The 21,384-nt window shown below is 65.2% G+C and carries 19 protein-coding genes and 1 pseudogene; 7 read left to right on the forward strand and 13 right to left on the reverse strand.

The genetic code is table 11. The annotated features are described in order from the left end of the window. The 7 genes and pseudogenes from BW994_RS19530 to BW994_RS02325 all read right to left on the reverse strand — a co-directional run. Window positions 1-190 (reverse strand): annotated as a pseudogene (locus tag BW994_RS19530) (hypothetical protein); the annotation flags it as partial. Between the two features lie 68 nt (window positions 191-258). Beyond that, window positions 259-828 carry a TetR/AcrR family transcriptional regulator gene (locus BW994_RS02300; protein ID WP_029313431.1) on the reverse strand — a complete coding sequence of 190 codons (570 nt, stop codon included), beginning with the start codon at window positions 826-828 and terminating at the stop codon, window positions 259-261. 3 nt (window positions 829-831) lie between these two features. Then, window positions 832-1,305, reverse strand: coding sequence for a nuclear transport factor 2 family protein (locus BW994_RS02305; RefSeq protein ID WP_029313432.1), 474 nt, complete (start codon window positions 1,303-1,305; stop codon window positions 832-834). 146 nt (window positions 1,306-1,451) lie between these two features. After that, the gene (locus tag BW994_RS02310; RefSeq protein ID WP_029313433.1) at window positions 1,452-1,844 is read right to left on the reverse strand and encodes a type II toxin-antitoxin system HicB family antitoxin; all 393 of its coding nucleotides are present in this window, start codon (window positions 1,842-1,844) and stop codon (window positions 1,452-1,454) included. A 9-nt stretch (window positions 1,845-1,853) separates the two neighbouring features. Then, a complete protein-coding gene (locus tag BW994_RS02315; RefSeq protein ID WP_029313434.1) occupies window positions 1,854-2,033 on the reverse strand; it encodes a type II toxin-antitoxin system HicA family toxin in 180 nt (59 codons plus the stop codon). A 183-nt stretch (window positions 2,034-2,216) separates the two neighbouring features. Further along, window positions 2,217-2,600 carry a type II toxin-antitoxin system VapC family toxin gene (locus tag BW994_RS02320; RefSeq protein ID WP_029313435.1) on the reverse strand — a complete coding sequence of 128 codons (384 nt, stop codon included), beginning with the start codon at window positions 2,598-2,600 and terminating at the stop codon, window positions 2,217-2,219. Then, the gene (locus tag BW994_RS02325) at window positions 2,591-2,842 is read right to left on the reverse strand and encodes an AbrB/MazE/SpoVT family DNA-binding domain-containing protein (protein WP_029313436.1); all 252 of its coding nucleotides are present in this window, start codon (window positions 2,840-2,842) and stop codon (window positions 2,591-2,593) included. The genes BW994_RS02320 and BW994_RS02325 overlap by 10 nt, the downstream gene beginning before the upstream one ends. Before the next feature lie 187 nt (window positions 2,843-3,029). Here BW994_RS02325 and purQ point away from each other — a divergent pair, with 187 nt between their 5' ends. The 5 genes from purQ (at window position 3,030) to BW994_RS02350 (ending at window position 7,745) form a co-directional block, all read left to right on the forward strand. After that, window positions 3,030-3,722 (forward strand): phosphoribosylformylglycinamidine synthase subunit PurQ, encoded by a 693-nt coding sequence (purQ, locus tag BW994_RS02330; protein ID WP_029313438.1) that lies wholly within the window; start codon window positions 3,030-3,032, stop codon window positions 3,720-3,722. Beyond that, window positions 3,722-5,914, forward strand: a complete 2,193-nt coding sequence (purL, locus tag BW994_RS02335) for a phosphoribosylformylglycinamidine synthase subunit PurL (RefSeq protein ID WP_029313440.1) — start codon at window positions 3,722-3,724, stop codon at window positions 5,912-5,914. The genes purQ and purL overlap by 1 nt, the downstream gene beginning before the upstream one ends. Before the next feature lie 19 nt (window positions 5,915-5,933). Then, window positions 5,934-6,167: a BolA family protein gene (locus tag BW994_RS02340; protein ID WP_029313441.1), complete on the forward strand. Its 234-nt coding sequence runs from the start codon at window positions 5,934-5,936 to the stop codon at window positions 6,165-6,167. A gap of 29 nt (window positions 6,168-6,196) precedes the next feature. Then, on the forward strand, window positions 6,197-6,547 hold the full coding sequence (grxD, locus tag BW994_RS02345; RefSeq protein WP_029313442.1) for a Grx4 family monothiol glutaredoxin: 351 nt from the start codon (window positions 6,197-6,199) through the stop codon (window positions 6,545-6,547). 115 nt (window positions 6,548-6,662) lie between these two features. Further along, on the forward strand, window positions 6,663-7,745 hold the full coding sequence (locus BW994_RS02350; RefSeq protein WP_245594207.1) for a glycosyltransferase family 4 protein: 1,083 nt from the start codon (window positions 6,663-6,665) through the stop codon (window positions 7,743-7,745). 271 nt (window positions 7,746-8,016) lie between these two features. On the opposite strand, the gene BW994_RS02355 is transcribed toward BW994_RS02350, so the two are convergent. Both BW994_RS02355 and BW994_RS02360 read right to left on the reverse strand, forming a co-directional pair. Next, window positions 8,017-11,313 carry a transglutaminase family protein gene (locus tag BW994_RS02355; RefSeq protein ID WP_029313445.1) on the reverse strand — a complete coding sequence of 1,099 codons (3,297 nt, stop codon included), beginning with the start codon at window positions 11,311-11,313 and terminating at the stop codon, window positions 8,017-8,019. 260 nt (window positions 11,314-11,573) lie between these two features. Continuing rightward, entirely contained in the window at window positions 11,574-12,440 is an 867-nt protein-coding gene (locus BW994_RS02360; RefSeq protein ID WP_051657593.1) for a transglutaminase family protein, read from the reverse strand. A gap of 235 nt (window positions 12,441-12,675) precedes the next feature. Here BW994_RS02360 and BW994_RS02365 point away from each other — a divergent pair, with 235 nt between their 5' ends. Further along, window positions 12,676-13,599 (forward strand): transglutaminase family protein, encoded by a 924-nt coding sequence (locus BW994_RS02365; RefSeq protein ID WP_029313448.1) that lies wholly within the window; start codon window positions 12,676-12,678, stop codon window positions 13,597-13,599. 27 nt (window positions 13,600-13,626) lie between these two features. Beyond that, complete coding sequence (locus BW994_RS02370; RefSeq protein WP_029313449.1) at window positions 13,627-14,436, forward strand: transglutaminase-like domain-containing protein; 810 nt, start codon at window positions 13,627-13,629, stop codon at window positions 14,434-14,436. 242 nt (window positions 14,437-14,678) lie between these two features. Here the strand turns inward: BW994_RS02370 and serA are convergent, their stop codons facing one another. The 4 genes from serA to BW994_RS02390 all read right to left on the reverse strand — a co-directional run bounded on the left by serA (window position 14,679) and on the right by BW994_RS02390 (window position 21,196). Further along, window positions 14,679-16,265 (reverse strand): phosphoglycerate dehydrogenase, encoded by a 1,587-nt coding sequence (serA, locus tag BW994_RS02375; protein ID WP_029313451.1) that lies wholly within the window; start codon window positions 16,263-16,265, stop codon window positions 14,679-14,681. A gap of 28 nt (window positions 16,266-16,293) precedes the next feature. After that, a complete protein-coding gene (locus tag BW994_RS02380) occupies window positions 16,294-17,184 on the reverse strand; it encodes a PhzF family phenazine biosynthesis protein (protein WP_029313452.1) in 891 nt (296 codons plus the stop codon). Beyond that, window positions 17,181-18,350 carry a phosphoserine transaminase gene (locus BW994_RS02385; protein WP_456303716.1) on the reverse strand — a complete coding sequence of 390 codons (1,170 nt, stop codon included), beginning with the start codon at window positions 18,348-18,350 and terminating at the stop codon, window positions 17,181-17,183. Before BW994_RS02385 ends, BW994_RS02380 begins: the two co-directional genes overlap by 4 nt. Window positions 18,351-18,469: 119 nt before the next feature. Then, the gene (locus tag BW994_RS02390) at window positions 18,470-21,196 is read right to left on the reverse strand and encodes a glycosyltransferase family 2 protein (RefSeq protein ID WP_029313455.1); all 2,727 of its coding nucleotides are present in this window, start codon (window positions 21,194-21,196) and stop codon (window positions 18,470-18,472) included. Window positions 21,197-21,384: the final 188 nt, after the last annotated feature.

Genomic DNA, 21,384 nt, shown 5'->3' on the forward strand with positions numbered 1-21,384 from the left:
GGATGGGGCCGCGGGCGAGGGCGGCGAGGAAGCGGGTGGTGAGGTTTTGCAGGCGGGTCCAGATCAGATTGACCATCGGGACGGGGACGTAACCGGCGGGGCCGTGTTCGGCCACGGCGTCGCACAGCGCGTTCATCATGACGATGAAGCAGCGGATGACGAACGGGGGCGGGGTTGGGGTTGCTGACACGTTGGTAGCATAACCCGCCAGGGTGGGGGGTGAGAAAGCGGTTTTTTCGGGATTGCGTGGGCGATGGTTCAGGATTGCGGGTCGGGGCGTAGGAGATCGGCCTCGATCTGGTGCAGGGCGCGGGTGAAGACCGCCGCGTCGTTCAGGGCGCGGGCGAGGACGAGGGCGCCCTGGATGGCGAGCACGGCGGTTTCGGCCCGCTGGCTTGCCTGGGACTGGTTGAGGCCGGTGCGGTGCAGGGCGCCTTCGAGCGCGCTGATCCAGCGGCGGAAGTAGATGGCGATCGGGGTTGCGAAGCGGTCGCGCGTGCCGGTCAGGGTGAAGGCGCCGACCAGGCAGATGCGGTTGCCCGATTGGAAATAGGTCTCGACCGACCGCATCATCCGGGCGATGGCTGTGGCGGCATCGCCGGTGCCCAGCGGGGCGAATATTTCGATCTCGAACCAGTGATCGATATGGGCGAGGATGTGGCTTGCCATGTCTTCCTTGCCGCCGGGGAAGAAATGATAGAGGCTGCCTTTGCCGAAGCCGGTGGTTGCCGTGATCTGGGAGAGGCTTGCGCCCTCGTAGCCGTGTTCGCGAAAGACCTCCGCGATTGCGGCCACCACGTCCGATTTTTCGGCCACGATGCGGGGCATGGGTTAGAGCCCGAGGTCGGTCAGGCCGGGGTGGTCGGGTGGCCGGGGGGCTGAATTGTTCCAATGAAACAGGCGATCTTCCGGGGCGATCGGGGCGTCGTTGATCGAGGCGTGGCGCTGCGCCATCAGGCCGGACGGGTCGAACAGCCAGTTTTCATTGCCGTAGGCGCGGAACCATTGGCCGTGATCGTCGTGAAACTCGTAGGCGAAGCGCACGGCGATGCGGTTTTCCGTGCAGGCCCAGAGTTCCTTGATCAGGCGGTAGTCGTGTTCGCGCGCCCATTTCCGGGTCAGGAATTCGACGATGGCCGGGCGGCCTTTGAGGAATTCGCTGCGGTTTCGCCAGATGCTGTCCGGTGTGTAGGCAAGGGCGACGCGCGCGGGGTTGCGGGTGTTCCAGGCATCTTCGGCGGCGCGGATTTTCTGGATGGCGGTTGTGGTGGTGAAGGGCGGCAGCGGGGGGCGGGTTTCAGACATCGACGGGCTCCGATTGGGTTTGTACCGATTGGTACAGAATTGGTCAAGTGGCGTTGCGGAAGGCGGCGCGCGTGGGGGACGGCTTCGGGGAGGTTGCGGACGTTGAGGGCGGGGATGGGTTGCCAGAGAGACCCGATTCGACGGGGTTAGTGATCTTCCAGGGTCAGGTGCGCGATGAAGCCGGAGCGGGTTTCTCCGGCGGCGGCGGCCAGGGCGTCGAGGCGTTTCAGGATGCGGCGGGGCAATGTGATGTTGACGCGGGCGATCGTGTCATCGAGCAGGGCGGGGTCGATCGTGATGATCCCGAAGGTCCAGCCGGCGTAATCGGGGTTGGTGCGGATCGCATCCAGGCTGGTGGGTTTCGGGATGGGTCCGCCCGCGTCGAGTGTGGCGTCGATCCAGGCGGCGGCGGCTTGCTCGGCCGCGGTCAGGGCTTCGTCCAGCGTGTCGCCGGCGGAGAAGCAGCCGGGAAGATCGGGGATGGCGACGCCGAAAGCGGTTTGATCGGTGCCGGGTTCGATGGCGATGGGGTAGCGCATGGTGATCTCCTATAGGCCGGCCTGTTTGCGGATGGCGGCGACCAGGCCGGTGCCGAGGTCTTTTTTCGGGTGTGGCACCACGATGTGACCGGGACGCGTGGGGTGTTTGAAGACATGGTGGGAGCCGCGCACGCGATTAAGCACCCAACCGGCGCTTTTCAATTCGCGGATGAGATCGGCGCTCTTCACAATGCGCATCATACACATTTACTCGCGCGGTTCCAAGGCGTTGCCAAGGCGGCGGCCCTGATTACCAAGAGTTTTTTGGTTCTTTTTTGCAAAAAAGAACGGCTTGCTTTGGTGGGGTGGTGAGGTGATGGGTCTCAAGGGAGACCCATCCTACCGAGATACTGGCTGTGGGGCGGGATGGGTTCAGAGCAGGCGGATTTTGTTGGTGTGTTTGGCCAGGGTTTCGTCGAATGTGACCAGGTGGTCGGCTTTGGCGCGTTCGGCTTCGGCGAGGATGACGCCGTCGGCGAAGTCGCTGCCGGTTGCGAGGCATTCGATGCCGGCTTCGATGAGGGGGCGATCGAGTTCGATGGTGGGCATGGTCGTGAGGTCGCGCAGGATCGGAATGATGGCGGCGGGTTGGAATTTGTAGGCGCGGCGCAGGACCCAGACGGTTTCGCACAGCACGATGGTGGAGAGGATGATGGTATCGGCCGATTCGATGAGTTTTGCGGCGCGTGGGGATTGGTGTGGATCGTCCCAGGTGAGGTAGCGGACGAGGACGTTGGTATCGAGGGCTAGTCGCACGGGTCGTGCTGTTCGATCGCGTTTTGCATTTCGGCGAGGGTGATCGGGCGTTGGCCGGGGCGTTGCAGGGCGGCTTTGAGGTGGGTGATGGTGGGGGCGGTGGCGATTGTGCGCAGTTCGACCTTGCCGTCCGGGAGCAAGGCGACGTCGATTTTCTGGCCGGGCCGGACGCCGAGGTGTTGCAGGACGGCGGTGCGGAGGGTGACCTGGCCTTTGGCGGTGATGGTGAGTTGGAGCGACATGGGGACCGATTGGTAAGGTTAGTACTGCCTTACTTTAATGCGTGGTGGATGCTGGTTCAAGACCTTCATGGCCCTATAGCTAAAGAGAGTTTTTTGGTTCTTTTTTGCAAAAAAGAACGGCTTGCTTCCTTCCGCTTGCCCTGAGCCGGCGGGCAGGGCAAGACGCGCGGAACGGAGGCCCTTATTCATGCAAGCAGGCATCATTGTTTTTCCCGGCATCAATCGCGAGCGCGATATTGCGATGGCGTTGGAGGGGAGTTTGGGGCGCAGGCCGCGGATGATCTGGCATCGGGAGACTGATTTGGCCGGGGTTGATCTGGTGGTGATACCGGGCGGGTTTTCCTATGGCGATTATCTGCGGTGCGGGGCGATGGCGGCGCAGTCGCCGGTGATGCGGGCGGTATCGGCGCATGCGGCGCGGGGTGGGTATGTGCTCGGGGTTTGCAACGGGTTTCAGATTTTGACCGAGGCGCAGATGTTGCCGGGGGCGTTGCTGCGCAATGCGGGGCTGCGGTTTTTATCGATGGATTGTCATTTGCGGGTGGAGCGGGCGGATACGGTGTTTAGTGGGCAGTATCAGCGCGGGCAGGTGTTTCGCGCACCGATGGCGCATGGCGATGGCAATTATTTCGCGGATGCGGACACGCTGGATCGGCTGGAGGGTGAGGGGTTGGTGGCGTTTCGGTATGTCGATGCTTCGGGCGCGGTTTCGGGTGCGGCGAATTTGAACGGGTCGGCGCGGAATATTGCCGGGGTGTTGTCGGCGAATTTGCGGGTGTTGGGGTTGATGCCGCATCCGGAGAATCTGGTCGATCCGTTGATGGGCGGGGTGGATGGCAAGCCATTGTTCGACAGTCTGGCCGCGATTGGAGTGGCGTGATGGATCAATTGGTCGATGCGGCGCTGGGGCGGAGTTTCGGGCTGTCGGGTGAGGAGTATGATCGGGTGCTGGCCATTATGGGGCGCACGCCGAGCCTGACGGAGTTGGGGATATTTTCGGTGATGTGGTCCGAGCATTGCTCGTATAAATCATCGCGGGTGTGGCTGAAGACGCTGCCGACGAGCGCGCCTTGGGTGATTCACGGGCCGGGCGAGAACGCTGGTGTGGTGGATATCGGCGAGGGGTTGGCCGCGATTTTCAAGATGGAGAGCCATAATCACCCGAGTTTCATCGAGCCGTTTCAGGGTGCTGCGACCGGGGTGGGCGGGATTTTGCGCGACGTGTTCACCATGGGGGCGCGGCCGATCGCGAATTTGAACGCGCTGCGGTTTGGTGACCCGTCGCTCGCGGTGACCAAGCGGGTGGTGGATGGCGTGGTGCGCGGCATCGGCGGGTATGGCAATTGCGTGGGCGTGCCGACGGTGGGGGGTGAGACCAATTTTCATCGCTCGTACAATGGCAATCCGCTGGTCAATGCGATGACGGTGGGGATTGCGGCACAGGACCGGATTTTTCTGTCGGCGGCGGCGGGGATTGGGAATCCGGTGGTGTACGTGGGCTCGAAGACCGGGCGGGACGGGATTCATGGCGCGACCATGGCATCGAGCGAGTTTGCCGCGGATTCCGAGGAGAAGCGGCCGACCGTGCAGGTGGGGGACCCGTTCATCGAGAAACTGCTGATCGAGGCGTGTCTCGAATTGATGGCGACGGATGCGATCGTTGCGATTCAGGACATGGGGGCGGCGGGGCTGACGTCGTCCTCGGTGGAGATGGCGGGCAAGGGCGGGGTGGGGATTGAACTCGACCTTGATGCGGTACCGCAGCGCGAGGCGGGGATGACGGCGTATGAGATGATGCTGTCGGAAAGCCAGGAGCGGATGTTGATCGTGATCGATCCGGCGCGGGAGGATATGGCGCGGGCGATTTTCGAGAAATGGGAGCTGGATTTCGCGGTGATCGGGCATATTACCGATACCGGGCGGATCGTTGTGAAGCATCGGGGTGTGGTGGAGGCGGATATCGCGCTGGATCCGCTGGCGGAACAGGCGCCGTTGTATGAGCGGCCGTACACCGAGGCGGCGAAGCCGGCGGCGTTGGGGGATGTGGATGATCCGGTGGGGATCGGGCCAGCGTTGCTGCGGTTGATCGGGTGCCCTGATCTCGCTTCGCGGCGCTGGATCTGGGATCAGTATGACGGAACGGTGGGCGGGCAGACGGTGAAGCGGCCGGGCCAGGCGGATGCGGCGGTGGTGAAGATTCCGGGGAGCGCGCGGGCGCTGGCGCTGACCACGGATTGCACGCCACGCTATTGTGCGGCGGACCCGGAGGCGGGCGGCGCGCAGGCGGTGGTGGAGGCGTGGCGGAACATCACCGCGACCGGCGGGGTGCCGCTGGCGGTGACGGATAATCTGAATTTCGGCAATCCGGAGAAGCCGTTGATCATGGGGCAGATCGTGGCGGCGATCCGGGGCATGGGGGCGGCGTGTACCGCGCTGGATTTCCCGGTCGTTTCGGGGAATGTGTCTTTGTATAATGAGACCGAAGGGTCGGGGATTTTGCCGACGCCGGCGATCGGCGGGTTGGGCGTGATCGCGGATGCGGCACAGGCGGTGGGGATTGCGCTGGCGCCGGGGCTGGATCTGGTCGTGGTGGGGGCGACGCGCGGCGAGCTTGGCCAGTCGCTGTGGTTGCGCGAGGTGCTGGGGCGGGAGGATGGCGCGCCACCCGCGCTCGATTTCGCGGTGGAACGGCGCAACGGGGAGTTCGTGCGCGGGTTGATCATCGATGGTGTGGTTACGGCATGTCATGATGTTTCGGATGGCGGGTTGCTGGTGGCGGTGGCGGAGATGGTGCTGGCCGGGGATGTCGGGGCGGCGTTGAGCCTGGCACCTGAGGGTACGGCGCCCAAGGTTGGAGCACATGGGTTCTGGTTCGGTGAGGATCAGGCGCGGTATGTGCTCGCGGTGGTTGATGGCGCGGCGGTTATGCAGGCAGCGCAGGGCGCCGGCGTACCCGCTGTCATGCTGGGACGGAGCGGCGGCGATCGATTGACACTGCATGACGGCACCGCCATATCTGTGGCAGAAATGCGAACAGCGCATGAACACTTCTTTGCGCGCTGGTTCGCCTGACGCCACCAAGGATAGCATCATGGCCATGTCGGTCGCTGAAATTGAACAATTGATCAAATCCGCCCTGCCGGACGCGAAAATCACGGTTGAGGATCTGGCGGGGGATGGCGATCACTACGCCGCGACAGTAACCAGCGAACAGTTCCGGGGCATTCCGCGGGTGCGCCAGCATCAGATGGTGTATGCCGCGTTGCAGGGCCGGATGGGCGGCGCGTTGCACGCGCTGGCGCTGCAGACCTCGGCACCCGAATAGCCGATACAACGCGTTTCAGGAGAATTTTCATGAGCCAGACGACCGACAACCCCGCCTTCACCGCGATCAAGGCCAGCATTACCGAAAATCCGGTCATGCTGTTCATGAAGGGCACCGCGATGTTTCCGCAGTGCGGGTTCTCCGCGCGGGTGGTGCAGATTTTGACGCATAGCGGCGTGCCGTTCAAGACCGCCAATGTGCTGGAAGATGCGGAATTGCGTGACGGGATCAAGGCGTTTTCGAACTGGCCGACGATTCCGCAGCTTTATGTCAAGGGCGAGTTCGTCGGTGGCTGCGACATCGTGACCGAGATGTTCCAGTCCGGCGAGTTGCAGACGCTGTTCGAGCAGAACGGGATCGCGAAGACCGCTGCGACCTAGACGCTTCAGCTTCGTTACCGATGAGCTGCCGCGACCGGGAACGGCCGGGCATCTTGCCTATAATCATGCGCTGATCAGCCATTTAAGCGCGCGCGGGCATCGGGTGGATTTGTATTTGACCCGGCCGCGCTTGCCGCTGCCCGTGATGCGGCTGGCCAAAGGCGGGCCGTTTGCCAGCGTTTCGGGCCCGCGCCTGGTGCAGACCGGGCGGTTTCTGACCGCGGCGGAACCGCGCGCCGCCGGTGCCGCCCTGGCCCGGGCGGTTCTGCCGGGCCGGCTGTGGCGCGGCGGCCGGCAGGCGCGGGGCAATGATGTGGTGCTCGGGGCTTTCATATCCGATGATGAGGCCGCCTGGATCGGCGCGCGGATTGCCGCGGCCTCGCCGGATTTTATCCTGATCGACACCATGTTCCGCACCCGCCTGCTGGATCGGCCGGAACTGCACGGTATGCGCGCGGTCGTGGTGACGCATGATCTGTTCCACCGCCGGCACGCCGCGCTGAAAATGGCGGGCTATCGGGTCGAACCTGCGACTTTGACCCGTCAGGATGAGGCCGCACTGCTCGACCGGGCCGGGGCGATCGTTGCGATTCAGCCCGAAGAGGCCGAGTTTCTGCGCGACATGTGCCCGGATCGGCCGGTCATTACCGTGCCGATGCCCGCCGCCACGCAGCCGCGGCCGCAGGGCGTGCGGCGCGATCCTGATCGGCTGGTGTTCGTCGGCAGCGATACGCTCCCGAATCTCGATGGGCTGCGCTGGTTTTTCGATGCGATCTGGCCGGGATTGCGCGCCGCACGGCCGCAGATCGCGCTCGATCTCGCCGGGGATTGCGGCATCGCCATTGGGCGGATGCCGCCCGGTGTGCGGCGCCTCGGGCGCGTGGCGGACCTGGCCCCCGCGCTGCACGGCGCGGCCCTGGCGATCGCGCCGCTGCGCACCGGGTCTGGGTTGAAGGTAAAACTGCTCGATTACGCGCGACACGGGCTTTGGACCGTCGCCACCAACGAGGCTCGCACCGGCCTTGCCTCCGACAGCCGCCCGCCGATTTTCGTTGCGGATCAGCCCGCGACCTTCGGCGCCACCATCCTTGCCGCGTTGGCACAACAGCCGGTCGAAGACGACGCGCTCGCCTTTATCAGCCGCCATTACGCCGCTGCTCAGGTCTTTGCACCGCTGACCGATCTGCTGGAGGCTTAGGGCTGGGGGTGGGTGGCCGTTGGGGCAAGGCAGGGAGAGGGCGCTGCCTGGCACTTTCGGTCGACCTGGCCTATGTCGCCGTCCCGGCGCGCGTCGCGCGCTTTGTTATATGCCCGGCGCGCGTCGCGCGCATTACCATAAGACAGCGGGGATCTTGCCCGCGGAGCCTTCAACGGGGTTCAAGGGCGGAGGCGCCGAAGGTTCCAGCGACGCTCGTCATGGCTGAAATGGCTTCGGAGGGAGACCCCATGGCCTTGGTTCCCTGCCAGCGTCACACAAACCGGCGCAGGTCGAGTGTGCTGGGATGTTCGAGGCTGGTGCTGGGGGTTGCGGGGTCGACCGGTCCTGGTGTGTGGCCGAAGGCGAAGAAGCGGGAGCGGCGACGGGCTTCCGCTTCGTTCGCGTTGACCGGAAACGTCTCGTAGCCGCGGCCGCCGGGGTGGATGGTGTGGTGGGTCATGCCGCCGAGCGCGCGGGCGGACCAGCGGTCGATCACGTCGAACACGAGCGGCGTTTGGGGCGGGATGAGCGGGTGCAGCGAGGAGGGCGGCGACCATGCCTTGAAGCGGACGCCGGCGATGAAGCCGCCGACCGCGCCGGTGGGCGTGAGCGGCACGGTGATGCCGTTGCAGGTCAGGGCGAAGCGTTCATCGACCCAGCCGGAGACCGCGATCTGCACGCGTTCCACCGCGCTATCGACGTAGCGGGCGGTGCCGCCGATGGTTTGTTCCTCGCCCAGCACGTGCCAGGGCTCCAGCGCGTGGCGTAGTTCGAGTTCCATGCCGGCGACGGTGACGGCGCCGAATTTCGGGAAACGGAACTCCTGATGCGGCACGAACCAGGCCGGGTCGATCGGGAAGCCGCGGGCGGCCAGCTCCTCGAGCGCGTCGCGCAGATCAGCGGCCACGTAATGCGGGAGCATGAACTGATCGTTCAGCCTTGTGCCCCAGCGGATCAGCCGGCGCTCGTAGGGGGTCTGCCAGAAGGCGGCGACGCAGGCGCGCATCAGCAGGGCCTGTGCGACCGACATGCGCGCATCCGGCGGCATTTCGAAGGCGCGGAATTCGACCAGGCCGCGCCGGCCGGAGGCGGAACCGGGGGCGTAGAGCTTGTCGATGCAGAATTCGGTGCGATGGCCGTTGCCGGTCATGTCGGTCAGGATGTTGCGGAGCAGCCGGTCGATGATCCAGGGCGGGGTTTCGGTGCCGGGCTTGATCTGGCGGAAGGCGGTTTCGAGTTCGAGCAGCGCGTCCTCCCGCGCCTCGTCGATGCGGGGGTGCTGGCTGGAGGGGCCGATGAACAGGCCGGAGAACAAATACGACAGGCTCGGGTGATTGTGCCAGAATCCGAGCAGGGATTTCAGCAGATCGGGGCGGCGGAGGAAGGGGCTGTCGGTCGCTTCGGCCGCGCCCATCACGACGTGATTGCCGCCGCCGGTGCCGACGTGGCGGCCATCGAGCATGAATTTCTCGGCGGCGAGGCCGGTTTCGCGCGCGAGTTGGTAGAGTTGCAGGGTGCGGCCGACGTGCTCGGCCCAGGTGGCGGCGGGCGGCAGATTGACCTCGATCACACCGGGGTCGGGGGTGACGGAAAAGCTCAGCAGGCGCGGATCGTCGGGCGGCTGGTAGCCTTCCAGGAAAATCTTGCGGCTTTGCATGGCAGCGACGCGTTCGATCGCCGCGACGAGGGTGAGGAAATCCTCGACCTCGTAGAGCGGTGGCAGAAACACATGCAGCATGCCGCCGCGCGCCTCGACCGCCAGGGCGGTGCGGACGATGCCGGGCGCTTCGCCCAGCAATTTTGCGCCCGAAGTACCGGCGCGTTGGGCGGCGACGCGGCCGTTGGGTGGGACGAATTCGCGCAGGGCGGCGGCACTCGGCAATGCTTCGTGCGGGGCGAACGGATCGGGCGGGGAGTCGATTTCGGTGGCGGCGGGGTCTTCCCAGGGCAGGCTGTCGAGCGGCAGGCGCAGCCCGATCGGTGAATCGCCGGGCACCAGCACCAGGTCGCCGCCGCGAAAATTCCAGCGCGCCGATTGCCATTGGCGCCCCGCGTCATCGGGCACCCGGCGCAGCGGCAGCACGCTGCCGGCGGATTGGCCGAGGTCGCCGGCGAACAGGCGGGCGAGGCGGGCGCGCTCGATCGGGTCGGTAATCTTGCTCGCCTCGGCGCGGACGTTGGCCGGCAGGCGGGATTCGCGCCAGAGATAGTAATGCACATCCTCATAGGCCGGCATCACCAGGGCGGGGTCGATGTGCAGCGTCTCGGCCAGGGCGGCGCAGAAGCGCGCGGCATCGTCGGCGGTTGCGGTGTCGGTGTCGTCATCGCTCGCGAGCCACGCCTGATCCTGCCAGACCGGCTCGCCATCGGCCCGCCAATAGGCGTGCAGCGCCCAGCGCGGCAATTGCTCGCCGGGGTATAATTTGCCCTGGGTGTATTGCAGCGCGGCGCCCGGTGCCCAGGCCGGTGCCAGCCGGCGGAGCAGCCGGCCGGCCATGGTGCGCTTGGTCGGGCCGAGTGCGTCGATATTCCATTCCGGCGCATCGATATCGGTGGCCGACACAAAGGTCGGCTCGCCGCCCATGGTCAGCCGCACGTCGCCGACCAGCAGCGCGGCATCGACCCGCGCGCCGGTTGCGAGAATATCCTGCCACACCGCCTCGCTATAGGGTTTGGTCACGCGCGGCGTTTGTTCGATGCGGCGGATTTCCATCGAGAAATCGAAATCGACGCCACTGGGCTCGACCCCGCCGGAAATCGGTGCCGCCGAAATCGGGTCCGGGCTTGCCGCCAGCGGAATATGACCCTCGCCGGTCAGCAGGCCGGAGGTGGCATCGAGCCCGATCCAGCCGGCGCCGGGGAGATAGACCTCGGCCCAGGCGTGCAGATCGGTGAAATCCTGGGTCGGGCCGGCCGGGCCTTCGACCGGCTTCACATCGGCGACCAGCTGGATCAGGTAGCCGGAACAGAACCGGGCGGCGAAGCCCAGATGTCGCAGCAGATGCACCAGCAGCCAGGCGGAATCGCGGCAGGACCCCCTGCCCTCGCCCAGCGTGTGGTCCGGCGCCCAGACGCCCGGCTCCATCCGCACCACATAGGCGACGCGCGACTGCACCAAAGCGTTGAGGGCGACCAGCTTGTTGACCGTGGTCGCCTCGATCGCGCGTCCCTGTTCGATCAGCGCCGCAAGCAGCGGTCCCGGTGCCTCGGTGCGGCGGAACGGGGCCAATTCCTGCTCCAGCACCGGGTCGTAGGTGAACGGCCAGGTTTCCGCCTCGGGCTCGAGGAAGAAATCGAACGGGTTGATCGTCGCCATATCCGCGATCAGATCGACCGTGACGACGAACGAGGTCACGGGGTCGGGGAACACCACGCGCGCGAGGAAATTGCCTTGCGGGTCCTGCAGCCAGTTCAGGAAATGCGGCTTCGGCTCGACCTTGAGCGTGTAGGCCAGGATGGGCGTGCGCGTGTAGGGCGCCGGGCGCAGCCGGATGGTCTGCGGCCCGAGGCGGATCGGCCGATCGTACTGGTAGCTGGTGCGGTGGGTCAGCGCGACATGGATCGACATAAGGGTCCTTCGCAACGCAAGGGGATCGGGAGTTCCTGATTTATCGCATGGCGCATTGCGGTACGCCTGACAATCCGAGAGCTGGTGCCGATGGGGCCGAGATGAGCAAGGGAAAGGAAGGTCTTCTTTTTTGTGAACAAAAAAGAAGCAAAAAAAACTTCGCTAATCTGGGCCCGTGCCCGCCAAAACGCCCATACCCCAGAGTCAGAAAGTTTTTTGCTTCTTTTTTACAAAAAAGAAGCGCTTTCCTATGTTTCACGCTAAGGCTCTGCCGGTGCCAACACGACGCTCACCTTGAGCGTATGCCGCCGCCCGCCGAGAATGATCCCGCAGGTCGGGCTGACATCGGTGAAGTCGCGGCCCCAGGCGAGGGTCACGTGTTCGTCGGACACGATCAGATCGTTGGTCGGGTCGAAATCCACCCAGCCGTGCCGCCAGCCGAGCCAGACCGAAACCCAGGCGTGGGTCTGCTCGGCGCCGGAATAGGCGGTCTCGCCGCCCACGATCTGGCTGCGCAGATAACCCGATATGTAGCGCGCCGGCAGCTTCAGCGCGCGCAGGCTGGCCAGCATCGCGTGGCTGTAATCCTGGCAGACGCCCTCACGCCGCGCCAACGCGGCCGGGCCGGTGGTCGTTGTCGTGGTCGAGCCGGGGCGATAGCGGAAACGCGCGTAGAGATCGCGCATCATCGCCGTGGTCGCCTCCATCATGTCGGCGCCGGGGGTGAAATGGCTGTGGGCATAGGCCAGCACCGCATCATCCGTGCCGGTCAGTTTGGTCGGCAGCCGGAATTCGGCGATTCCGGCCGCGCTCGCCGCCGCCGCCGCCACCGCCTCCCACGTGATGCCGGCATGAGCGATCGGCTGCGGTGGTGTCACATCTATGTCGGCCTCGAGCGTGGCGATGAATTCATCATGCGGCAGATCGAGCTCGACCGAGGTGATATGGTTGCCGAAATAATCGACCTCGTCCCACCGGCTCGACGGTGCCGGCTCGATTGCCAGCGTGGCCGCTGCCAGCACCTGGCCCGGTCGCACCCGCGGCAGCAGGTGCAGAAAATGCCGCGCGCGGATCGCCGGTGTCTGGTACGTGTAGGTGGTGCGATGGGTCAGCCGGTAGCGGATCATTCAACTCGTCCAGACGATTCGTTTGATGACAGTATCATTGCGTCCGGCCTGCCGATAGCCGAATTTTACCGCCGATTCCGGTGGAAACCCGCACCGTAGCGCCACATATACCGTGCTGGCGTAACCGGCAGGACCCCATGCAGACGACCCTTACCCGACCCATGATCAGGGGAACCGGCGCATCATGTGCCACGATCGTGCGACGCGACGGCGCACGGTACGGTCGCGCCTGATCTTGCCCGTTCTCGAAGTTCGCCACATCACCACCTATCGCTACCGCCAGCCGGTCGCGCTGGGCGAACACCGCATGATGTTTCGCCCGCGCGAAGGCCATGATCAGCGCGTTCTGAATGCCAACCTCATCATCAACCCCGCGCCGATCCGCCAGCGCTGGATGCTCGATGTGTTCGGCAATCACGTGGGTTATGCAAGCTTCGGGGCCCGCACCACCGAATTATGCTTCGACAGCTCCGTGACGCTGCAACACAACCCGAGCCACGCCGAAGACGGCACGCTGCCGGACCTGACCCTCGAAGACTACGCGCTCACCTACCCCTTCACCTACGGCGGCGATGAAATGCCGGACCTGATGCGCCTGATCGAGCGGCATAACCGCGACCCGCATCACGAGGTCGATCGCTGGGCGCGTCGCTTCCTCTCACCGAACGGGCCGACCAGCACCAGCGCGCTGCTGCGCGGCATCAACCAGGCGATCTGGCAAGGGTTCACCTACGTTGCGCGCGAGGAAAAAGGCCTGCAGGAACCGACCACCACGCTGAAACTCGGCAGCGGCAGCTGCCGCGACTTCGCCCTGCTGATGATGGAAGCGGTGCGCGCGCTCGGCCTCGCTGCCCGCTTCGTATCGGGCTACCTGCACGTGCCCGCCCGCGGCAATCGCTCCAACATCGGCGGTGGCGCCACCCACGCCTGGCTCCAGGTGTTCCTGCCCGGCGCCGGCTGGGTTGAATTCGATCCGACCAACGGCATCGTCGGCAATCGCGATCTGATCCGCGTTGCCGTCGTCCGCGAGCCCGCACAGGCCGTGCCGCTCTCAGGCACCTGGGTCGGCGCACCGTCCGATCACCTCGCCATGAACGTCGCCGTGACCGTCACCAGAACCGACCTGCCGCCCTCCGATCCAAGCCCGCAGCCTCGTTGACCCCATTTCGCAAGGACCTACTCCATCATGAAAATTCGCGCAGGCTTTGAAATCTCGTTCGACTGCCCCACCCCGATCCCGATGCTGCTGATGCTGAACCTGCACCCCTCGCGCGAGCCGGACCTACTGACCGAGAGCCGCCTGATGCTCGACCCGCCCGTACCCGTCACCCACTACATCGACGGGTTCGGCAATTGCTGCAGCCGGATCGTCGCCATGCCGGGCCGCCAGACCATGCGCAGCGACTTCCTGATCCGCGACTACGGCGACCCCGATGTGCAGCCCCACGGCGCGCCGCAAATCGCCGTCGAACACCTGCCGACCGATATCCTGGTGTTCCTGCTGGGCAGCCGCTACTGCGAAACCGACCGGCTCTCGGATACCGCGATATCACTGTTCGGCCACGTCGAACCCGGATGGTCACGCGTGCAGGCGATCTGCGAATACGTCCATAACCGGATCACCTTCGATTATCAGAGCGCCCGCCCGACCAAAACCGCCTGGGACGCCTTCATGGAACAACGCGGCGTCTGCCGCGACTTCGCCCACCTCGCCATCACGTTCTGCCGCTGCATGAACATCCCCGCCCGCTACTGCACCGGCTACCTCGGCGATATCGGCGTACCACTCTCGCCCGACCCGATGGACTTCAGCGGCTGGTTCGACGTCTACCTCGGCGGTCGCTGGTACACCTGCGACGCCCGCCACAACCACCCCCGCATCGGCCGCATCCTGATGGCCCGCGGCCGCGACGCCACCGACGTCGCCATCACCACCACCTTCGGCCAATGCACCCTGACCGGCTTCACAGTCGTAACCGACGAAGTGGCGTCGTGATTTCGGGGGGTGGGACTTGGGTCAAAAAGGCCAGGGGCTCTGCCCCTGGACCCCGCTAAGGGCTAGCCCTTAGAACCCGCTAGTTTTAGGCAAGGGGAGGGCGCTGCCTCGGACTTTCAGCTGATCTGGCCTGGGTCGCCCTCCCCTTGCCTAAAACTAATGGATTTTAAAGGCTCCGCCTTTAACGGGGGTCCAGGGGGCAGAGCCCCCTGGCCTTTTTGACCCAAGTCCCACCCCCGATTTCAGAACGCCAACTGTGTCGCTTGCATGACTTGGGGCAGGTGGCGGATGGCGGTGAGGGCGGGGTCGGGCAGGGTTTCGTCGATCGAGATCAGGCAGACGGCGTCGCCGCCCTGGGTGGCGCGGCCGAGGTGGAAGGTGGCGATGTTGATGCCTTGATCGGCCAGGATGGCGCTGCATTTGGCGATGAAGCCGGGTTTGTCCTGGTTGGTGACGTAGAGCATGTGGCGGCCGAAATCGGCTTCGACCTTGATGCCTTTGACTTCGACGAGGCGGGGTTTGGCCCCGCCGAACAGCGTGCCGGAGACGGTACGGGTCTGCTCGCCGGTGGTGACCGAGATGCGCACGAGGGTTTGGTATTCACTGTCACGGTCGTGGACGGTTTCGGACATGTCGATGCCGTGATCGCGCGCGAAGACCGGCGCGTTGACCATGTTGACGCCTTCCATCATCGGCGCGAGCAGGCCGGCGAACAGGGCGGCGGAGAGCGGGCGGTGGTTGAGGTGCGCGGCGGCGCCTTCGTATTCGATGCCGACCTTGGTGATGACGCCGTGGCGCGCTTCGGTGAGTTGCCCGGCGAAGCTGCCGAGCAACTGGCACAGTTGCATGTAGGGTTTCAGCCTGGGCGCGTCTTCGGCGGAGACCGATGCCATGTTGACGGCGTTGGTGATGGCGCCGGTGAGCAGGAAGTCGCTGATCTGTTCGGCGACCTGGAGGGCGACGTTTTCCTGTGCTTCGGTGGTGGCAGCACCAAGATGCGGGGTGCAGACGACGTTGTCGAGCGTGAACAGCGGGCTTTCGGTCGCGGGTTCGACCTCGAACACATCGAGGGCGGCGCCGGCGACCTGGCCGGATTGCAGGGCGTCGTAGAGTGCGACCTCGTCGATCAAACCGCCGCGGGCGCAGTTGACGATCCGCACGCCTTTTTTGGTTTTGGCGAGGTTTTCACGCGAGAGAATGTTGCGGGTCTGTTCGGTGAGCGGGGTGTGCAGCGTGATGAAATCGGCGCGGGCGAGCAGGGTGTCGAGATCGACCTTCTCGATGCCGAGCACGGTGGCGCGGGCTTCGGTGAGGTAGGGATCGTAGGCGACGACGCGCATTTTCAACCCGACCGCGCGGTCCGCGACGATCGAGCCGATATTGCCGGCGCCGATCAGGCCGAGCGTCTTGTTGGTGAGTTCGACGCCCATGAAGCGGTTTTTCTCCCATTTGCCGGCCTTGGTCGAGGCGGAGGCTTCGGGCAGTTGCCGGGCGAGCGCGAACATCAGGCCGATCGCGTGTTCGGCGGTGGTGATGGCGTTGCCGTAGGGCGTGTTCATCACGACCACGCCGCGGGCGGTGGCGGATTTGACATCGACGTTATCGATGCCGATGCCGGCGCGGCCGATGACTTTCAGGTTGGTGGCGGCATCGAGCAATTCGCGGGTCACCTTGGTGGCGGAGCGGATCGCCAGACCATCGAACTCACCGATGATCGCGCGCAGTTCGGCGGGTGTGAGGCCGGGTTTGACGACGACATCGACGCCGCGCTGCTTGAAGATGTCGATGGCGGCGGGCGACAATTTGTCGCTGATCAGAACTTTGGGCATGGGAAATCCTCGGGGGAAAGGGAGAGTCTCAATCGATCGAGAGATGGCCTTCGGCGATGACGACGCAGGTGCCGCCGATGGTGACGGTGCCGGCGGGGTCCACGGTGGCGCGCAGGCGGCTGGGCCGGCCCATCGCATCGCCCTGGGCGATGCGCAGCACCAGATCGCCGGGCGGACGGGTGGAGGCGATCAATGCGGCGAGTGCTGCGTTGGCGGCACCGGTGGCCGGATCTTCGGCAATGCCATCGAGCGGCGCGAACATCCGGCAATGGATGTCGAGGCCGGTGGTCGCGGCGTCCGGGTCCCAAGCATACACATGCAGCCCGCGCGCGAGGGGCGGGAAGGCGTGGAATGCAGCTGTGTTCATCGTGATACGGTCGAGCGTGGCCCGGTCGCGCAGTTCCGCGAACACCAGATCGGCGCCGACCGAGGCGATGCAGGGCGCATGGGTCTTCGTGACGATGTCGCTGTGGTCGAGCCCAAGGCAGGCGGCGATGGCGTCGACCGGGATGGTCTCACCGCGCATCAGGCGCTTCGGCGCGGTGACATCGGCGCCGACCACATTGCCCTCGTGGTGGATCGCCGTGATCGGCACCAGTCCTGCCAGTTCCTCGAACACCAGGCGATCGCCCAGCGGCCGGCCGAACGCCTCGCCCTGGCGGGCGAGCCAGAATCCGGTGCCGACATTGGGGTGCCCGGCGAAGGGCATTTCCATCACCGGGTTGAAAATGCGCACGTTGGCCGTGTTTGCCGGATCGGCGGGCGGCAGGACGAAGGTGGTTTCGGAATAATTGAACTCTTTGGCAATCGCCTGCATCGTCGTTGTGCTCAGCCCTTCGGCATCGAGCACGATCGCCAGCGGATTGCCGCCGAACACCCGATCGGTGAAGACATCGACCGTCGCGAAGCGGCGTTTCATCGCGCGCCCGCCGCTTGATCGATCGCCCAGTCGATCCAGGGCAGCAGCGCCTCGATATTGGCGGTATCGACCGTCGCGCCGCCCCAGATGCGCAGGCCGGGCGGTGCATCGCGATAGGCGGCGACATCGTAGGCCACGCCTTCGGCTTCCAGCAGCGCGGCGATCCGTTTCGCCGCCTTGGCCTGGTCCTCCGCAGCGAGGGCGGCGAACCAGGGTGCCGCGATGGTCAGACAGATCGAGGTGCAGGAGCGGATCGCCGGGTCGGTCGCGAGGAACGCAACCCGGTCGTTCGCCGCCGCCCACGCCGCGACCGCCGCGAGATTGGCCTCGCTGCGCGCGATCAGGGCCGGCAGACCGCCGATGCCCTCGGCCCAGCGCAGCCCATCGAGCGCATCCTCGGCCGCCAGCATCGAGGGCGTGTTGATGGTTTCGCCGACGAACAAGCCCTCGGTCAGTTTGCCGCCGGAGGTCATGCGGAAGATTTTCGGCAGCGGCCATGCGGGCTTGTAGGTGGTCAGCCGCTCGACAGCGCGGGGGCTCAGCGCGAGCATGCCGTGCGCCGCCTCGCCGCCCAGCACCTTCTGCCATGACCAGGTCACCACATCGAGTTTCGCGAACGGCAAGTCCATCGCGAACGCGGCCGAGGTGGCATCCGCGATCACCAGGCCGGTGCGGTCATCGGCGATCCAGTCGCCATTGGGGATGCGGGCGCCGGAGGTGGTGCCGTTCCAGGCGAGCACGATGTCATGGCTGAAATCGACCGCGGCCAGATCGGGTAGCTGGCCATAGGGTGCCGTCAGCACCCGCGCATCGGCCAGTTTCAACTGCTTGATGACATCGGTGGCCCAGGCTTCGGAAAAACTCTCGAACGCCAGCACATCGACCGGGCGGGCACCCAGCATCGACCACAGCGCCATCTCGACCGCCCCGGTATCCGAAGCGGGTACGATGCCGAGGCGCCAATCGGCCGGCAGGCCCAGAACGGCGCGCGACCGCGTGATGATCTCGGCGAGCTTCGCCTTGGGCTCCTTCGCCCGGTGGCTGCGGCCGAGCAGCGCACCGCTCAGCGCCTCCAGCGCATAACCAGGGCGCTTGGCACACGGGCCAGACGAAAAATTGGGGTTGGCAGGACGCACAGCAGGCTTTGCCGGCACGGACATATCCATCATCGGTCTCCCTTGCAGAAGAAAAGCGTCCCGGTGGGGGGACGTGACCCGCTGCGGGCATTAGCCGATGATGGTGGGGAACGCAACAAGGCCAGGGGGCCGAGCCCCCTGGCCTTCGATCAGTCGCCCGCCGCGGTGCGGGCCGAGATCGGCATGCGTGACACGGGGAGCAGCGCGGGCGTCGGGGCCGGCAAGGCCTTGACGACTTTGGCCGGCAGCGCCGCCACGATCGAGACGCCGACCGAAGCAAGGTAGGGCAGCGACTGGGTGAACAGCACGACGCACCACAATTTGCTTTCCGGCGTCGCCCAGTGATGCCCGATGCCAACGCCGAGCAGCGCGCCCCAGGTGAGGGCCAGCAGCACGAGTTCCTCGCGCGCCATCACCAATCCCTGCACCAAAGCGGGGGCGTCCTTCATTTTCGGCGTCCGCAGGAACGGCAGTTTGTTGGTGAACAGGCCCTTCCAGACGGCTTTGCCGATCGTGTGCGACAGGGCGAGGCCCGCGACGGCGGCGCCGATCCGGTCGCGCAGGCCGCAGTTCACCCGCGCCGAATAGAGCGCGAGGATCTGCACGATCTTGAAGCCGAACAGACCGACCGAGGGCAACATGAACAGGATGATCGGGAATTCGAAGCGCACGGGGTCGAGGATCAGCCCGGCCGACCAGGCGAGGCCGAGGAACAGGAAGGCAAGGCCCAGCGCATCGCCCATCCAGGGCAGCCAGCCGGTCACGAAATGCCAGCGCTGGCCGAGCGTGAGCGTGCGGTCGAACGGCGAGAGCAGGGCTTTCCAATGCTTGCGGGTGATGCGCATGGCGCCATAGGCCCAGCGATAGCGCTGCTTGCGGAAGGCGTTGAAATCATCCGGCATCACACCGCGGCCGAAGCTGCGCTTGGAATAGACCGCCTCATACCCATCGCGGAACAGGCGCATGCCAAGCTCGCTGTCTTCGGTGATGCACCATTCGGCCCAGCCGCCCGCTTGATCGCCCGCGGGCTTGAGCAGTGCGTCCTTGCGGACGAGCGTCATCGTGCCGTGCTGGATGATCGCGTTGCGCTCGTTGCGATTGACCATGCCGATCTGGAAGAAGCCGGCGTATTCCCAGAACATCATGCGCTTGAAGATCGAGCCGTCGTTGTCGCGATAATCCTGCGGTGACTGGGTGAAGCCCACCACGGGGTCGGCGAAGGCCGGCACCATGCAGCGCAGCCAGTCGGGATCGACGATGTAGTCGCTGTCGAGCACACCGATGATCTCGGCATCCGGCGCGGTTTCACGCAAGGCGAAGTTGAGCGCGCCCGCCTTGAAGCCGGGGTATTGGCCGAGGGTGAAGAAGCGGAATTTCGCACCCAGCCGCGCACAATGCGCCGCCACCGGCTCCCACACCGCGCTGTCCTTGGTGTTGTTGTCGATCACCAGGACTTCGTAGTTCTCGTAGTCGAGGGCGGCGAGCGCGTTCAGCGTCTGTTTCACCATGTCGGCCGGTTCGTTGCAGATCGGCAGATGCAGCGAGACTTTCGGAAGCTTCATGCCATGGGGCGCCGGCACCGGCTCGAAATGGCGTTTCCGCACCCGGCCGAACAGCGTCTCGGTCAAGTCGAAACTATCGGCGATCAGCAGGAACAGCAGCAGCGCCTGGCCCAGGGCGAGGGTGGACCACACCGCGGCGGCCGACCAGGACAGATAGGTCTCGCCCATCGTCATCAGCAGCATGGCGAGCGCGGTGCCGAAGCCCTGCACCAGCACGGCGAAGATCAGCTTGCCGGCAACCCGCATATCCGGCCGGCGCGAGAGCAGGCCGATGGTGATCAGCAGACCCAGCAGCGATGCACCGGCCGCCCAGGGCAGCCATGCGCGGTTCTGCAGGACCGGGCCGGTCAGCGACCATTTCGGCTGACGCGACTGCGACCACATGCCCCAATACCCGGCGGCACGGCCTTCGAAGCTGGTCTTCCAGGGCTGGTCGAACGCTTCCATCACGAAATAATTGAGATGCTCTTTCTGGGCGATGTTGAAAAAGTCGCGCAGAAACGCCGCCTGATAGACGCGCGAGGCCCGGGCACCGCCGATGTCGATGCCATCGGACGGCCAGCCGATCTCACCGATCACGACGCGCTTGCCCGGGAAGGCGCGCTGGACCTGATGCAGACGGTGCAAGGCATATTGCACGGCGGTTTTCTCCGGCACGCCTTCCCAATAGGGCAGCAGATGCACGGTGATGAAATCGACCGATTTGGCGAGTTCGGGATGATGCAGCCAGGTGTGCCACGGCTCGGCGGTCGAAACAGGCACATGGACGCGGGATTTGACGTAATCGATGTCGGCGGCGAGTTCGGCGACGGTGAGATTGCGGCGGAGGATCACCTCGTTGCCGACCATGACGGATTTAACGTCGGCATTCGCGTTGGCGATTTTCACCACCTTCTGCAACTCGGCCTCGTTGGCCTTGGGGTGCTGGTCGAGCCACGCGCCGAGCGTGACATTCAGGTGATATTTCGCGGCCAGTGCCGGAATGTCACCCAGGTCGTTCTGCACAGTATAGGTGCGGATATTATGGGTCTTGGTCGCCACCAGCGCGAGGTCGGCGTTGATCTGCTTGACGCTGGGGTAGACATTGCTCTGCGGGCTTTCGCCGGCATGGAACGGCGAGAACGCAAAACCCCCGATCTCACCGCTGTAGCCCGGCAGATTGGTCACCGGCCGGTTCAGCGCAGCCCAGATGCCGAAGGTCGCTCCGGCGGTGGCAAAAGCTGCCAGCCACGAAGCGGGATTGCGCCAGCCCGAGCGGGCACGCGGCCGGCTGACCTGGGGAGCGAGAGGGCGAAGCTGCGATTGATGCGTCATGAACCATCATCCGGTTAGGCGCAGAACCATCCTGCGTTGGACACCAGATGCGTGTGCAGTGCGGCATCGCACGGGCCGGATTGTGGCGAAACCTTGGCATTTATAACGGTTTCGGCGTGTCTGCCGTGCTAGCATGGCCTTGTGTTATGACGTGGCTTAGATCGTCTATGCTATGTACGACTTATCGT

Origin of the sequence: Acidiphilium rubrum (genome assembly GCF_900156265.1) — a bacterium.
In the GTDB taxonomy this organism is placed as follows: domain Bacteria; phylum Pseudomonadota; class Alphaproteobacteria; order Acetobacterales; family Acetobacteraceae; genus Acidiphilium; species Acidiphilium rubrum.

Coding starts and splice junctions, on each gene's coding strand:
- BW994_RS02300 (WP_029313431.1), bottom strand. CDS start 828: ATGCCCCGCATCGTGGCCGAAAAATCGGACGTGGTGGCCGCAATCGCG.
- BW994_RS02305 (WP_029313432.1), bottom strand. CDS start 1,305: ATGTCTGAAACCCGCCCCCCGCTGCCGCCCTTCACCACCACAACCGCC.
- BW994_RS02310 (WP_029313433.1), bottom strand. CDS start 1,844: ATGCGCTACCCCATCGCCATCGAACCCGGCACCGATCAAACCGCTTTC.
- BW994_RS02325 (WP_029313436.1), bottom strand. CDS start 2,842: ATGTCGCTCCAACTCACCATCACCGCCAAAGGCCAGGTCACCCTCCGC.
- purQ (WP_029313438.1), top strand. CDS start 3,030: ATGCAAGCAGGCATCATTGTTTTTCCCGGCATCAATCGCGAGCGCGAT.
- purL (WP_029313440.1), top strand. CDS start 3,722: ATGGATCAATTGGTCGATGCGGCGCTGGGGCGGAGTTTCGGGCTGTCG.
- BW994_RS02340 (WP_029313441.1), top strand. CDS start 5,934: ATGGCCATGTCGGTCGCTGAAATTGAACAATTGATCAAATCCGCCCTG.
- grxD (WP_029313442.1), top strand. CDS start 6,197: ATGAGCCAGACGACCGACAACCCCGCCTTCACCGCGATCAAGGCCAGC.
- BW994_RS02355 (WP_029313445.1), bottom strand. CDS start 11,313: ATGTCGATCCATGTCGCGCTGACCCACCGCACCAGCTACCAGTACGAT.
- BW994_RS02360 (WP_051657593.1), bottom strand. CDS start 12,440: ATGATCCGCTACCGGCTGACCCATCGCACCACCTACACGTACCAGACA.
- BW994_RS02370 (WP_029313449.1), top strand. CDS start 13,627: ATGAAAATTCGCGCAGGCTTTGAAATCTCGTTCGACTGCCCCACCCCG.
- serA (WP_029313451.1), bottom strand. CDS start 16,265: ATGCCCAAAGTTCTGATCAGCGACAAATTGTCGCCCGCCGCCATCGAC.
- BW994_RS02380 (WP_029313452.1), bottom strand. CDS start 17,184: ATGAAACGCCGCTTCGCGACGGTCGATGTCTTCACCGATCGGGTGTTC.
- BW994_RS02385 (WP_456303716.1), bottom strand. CDS start 18,350: ATGGATATGTCCGTGCCGGCAAAGCCTGCTGTGCGTCCTGCCAACCCC.
- BW994_RS02390 (WP_029313455.1), bottom strand. CDS start 21,196: ATGACGCATCAATCGCAGCTTCGCCCTCTCGCTCCCCAGGTCAGCCGG.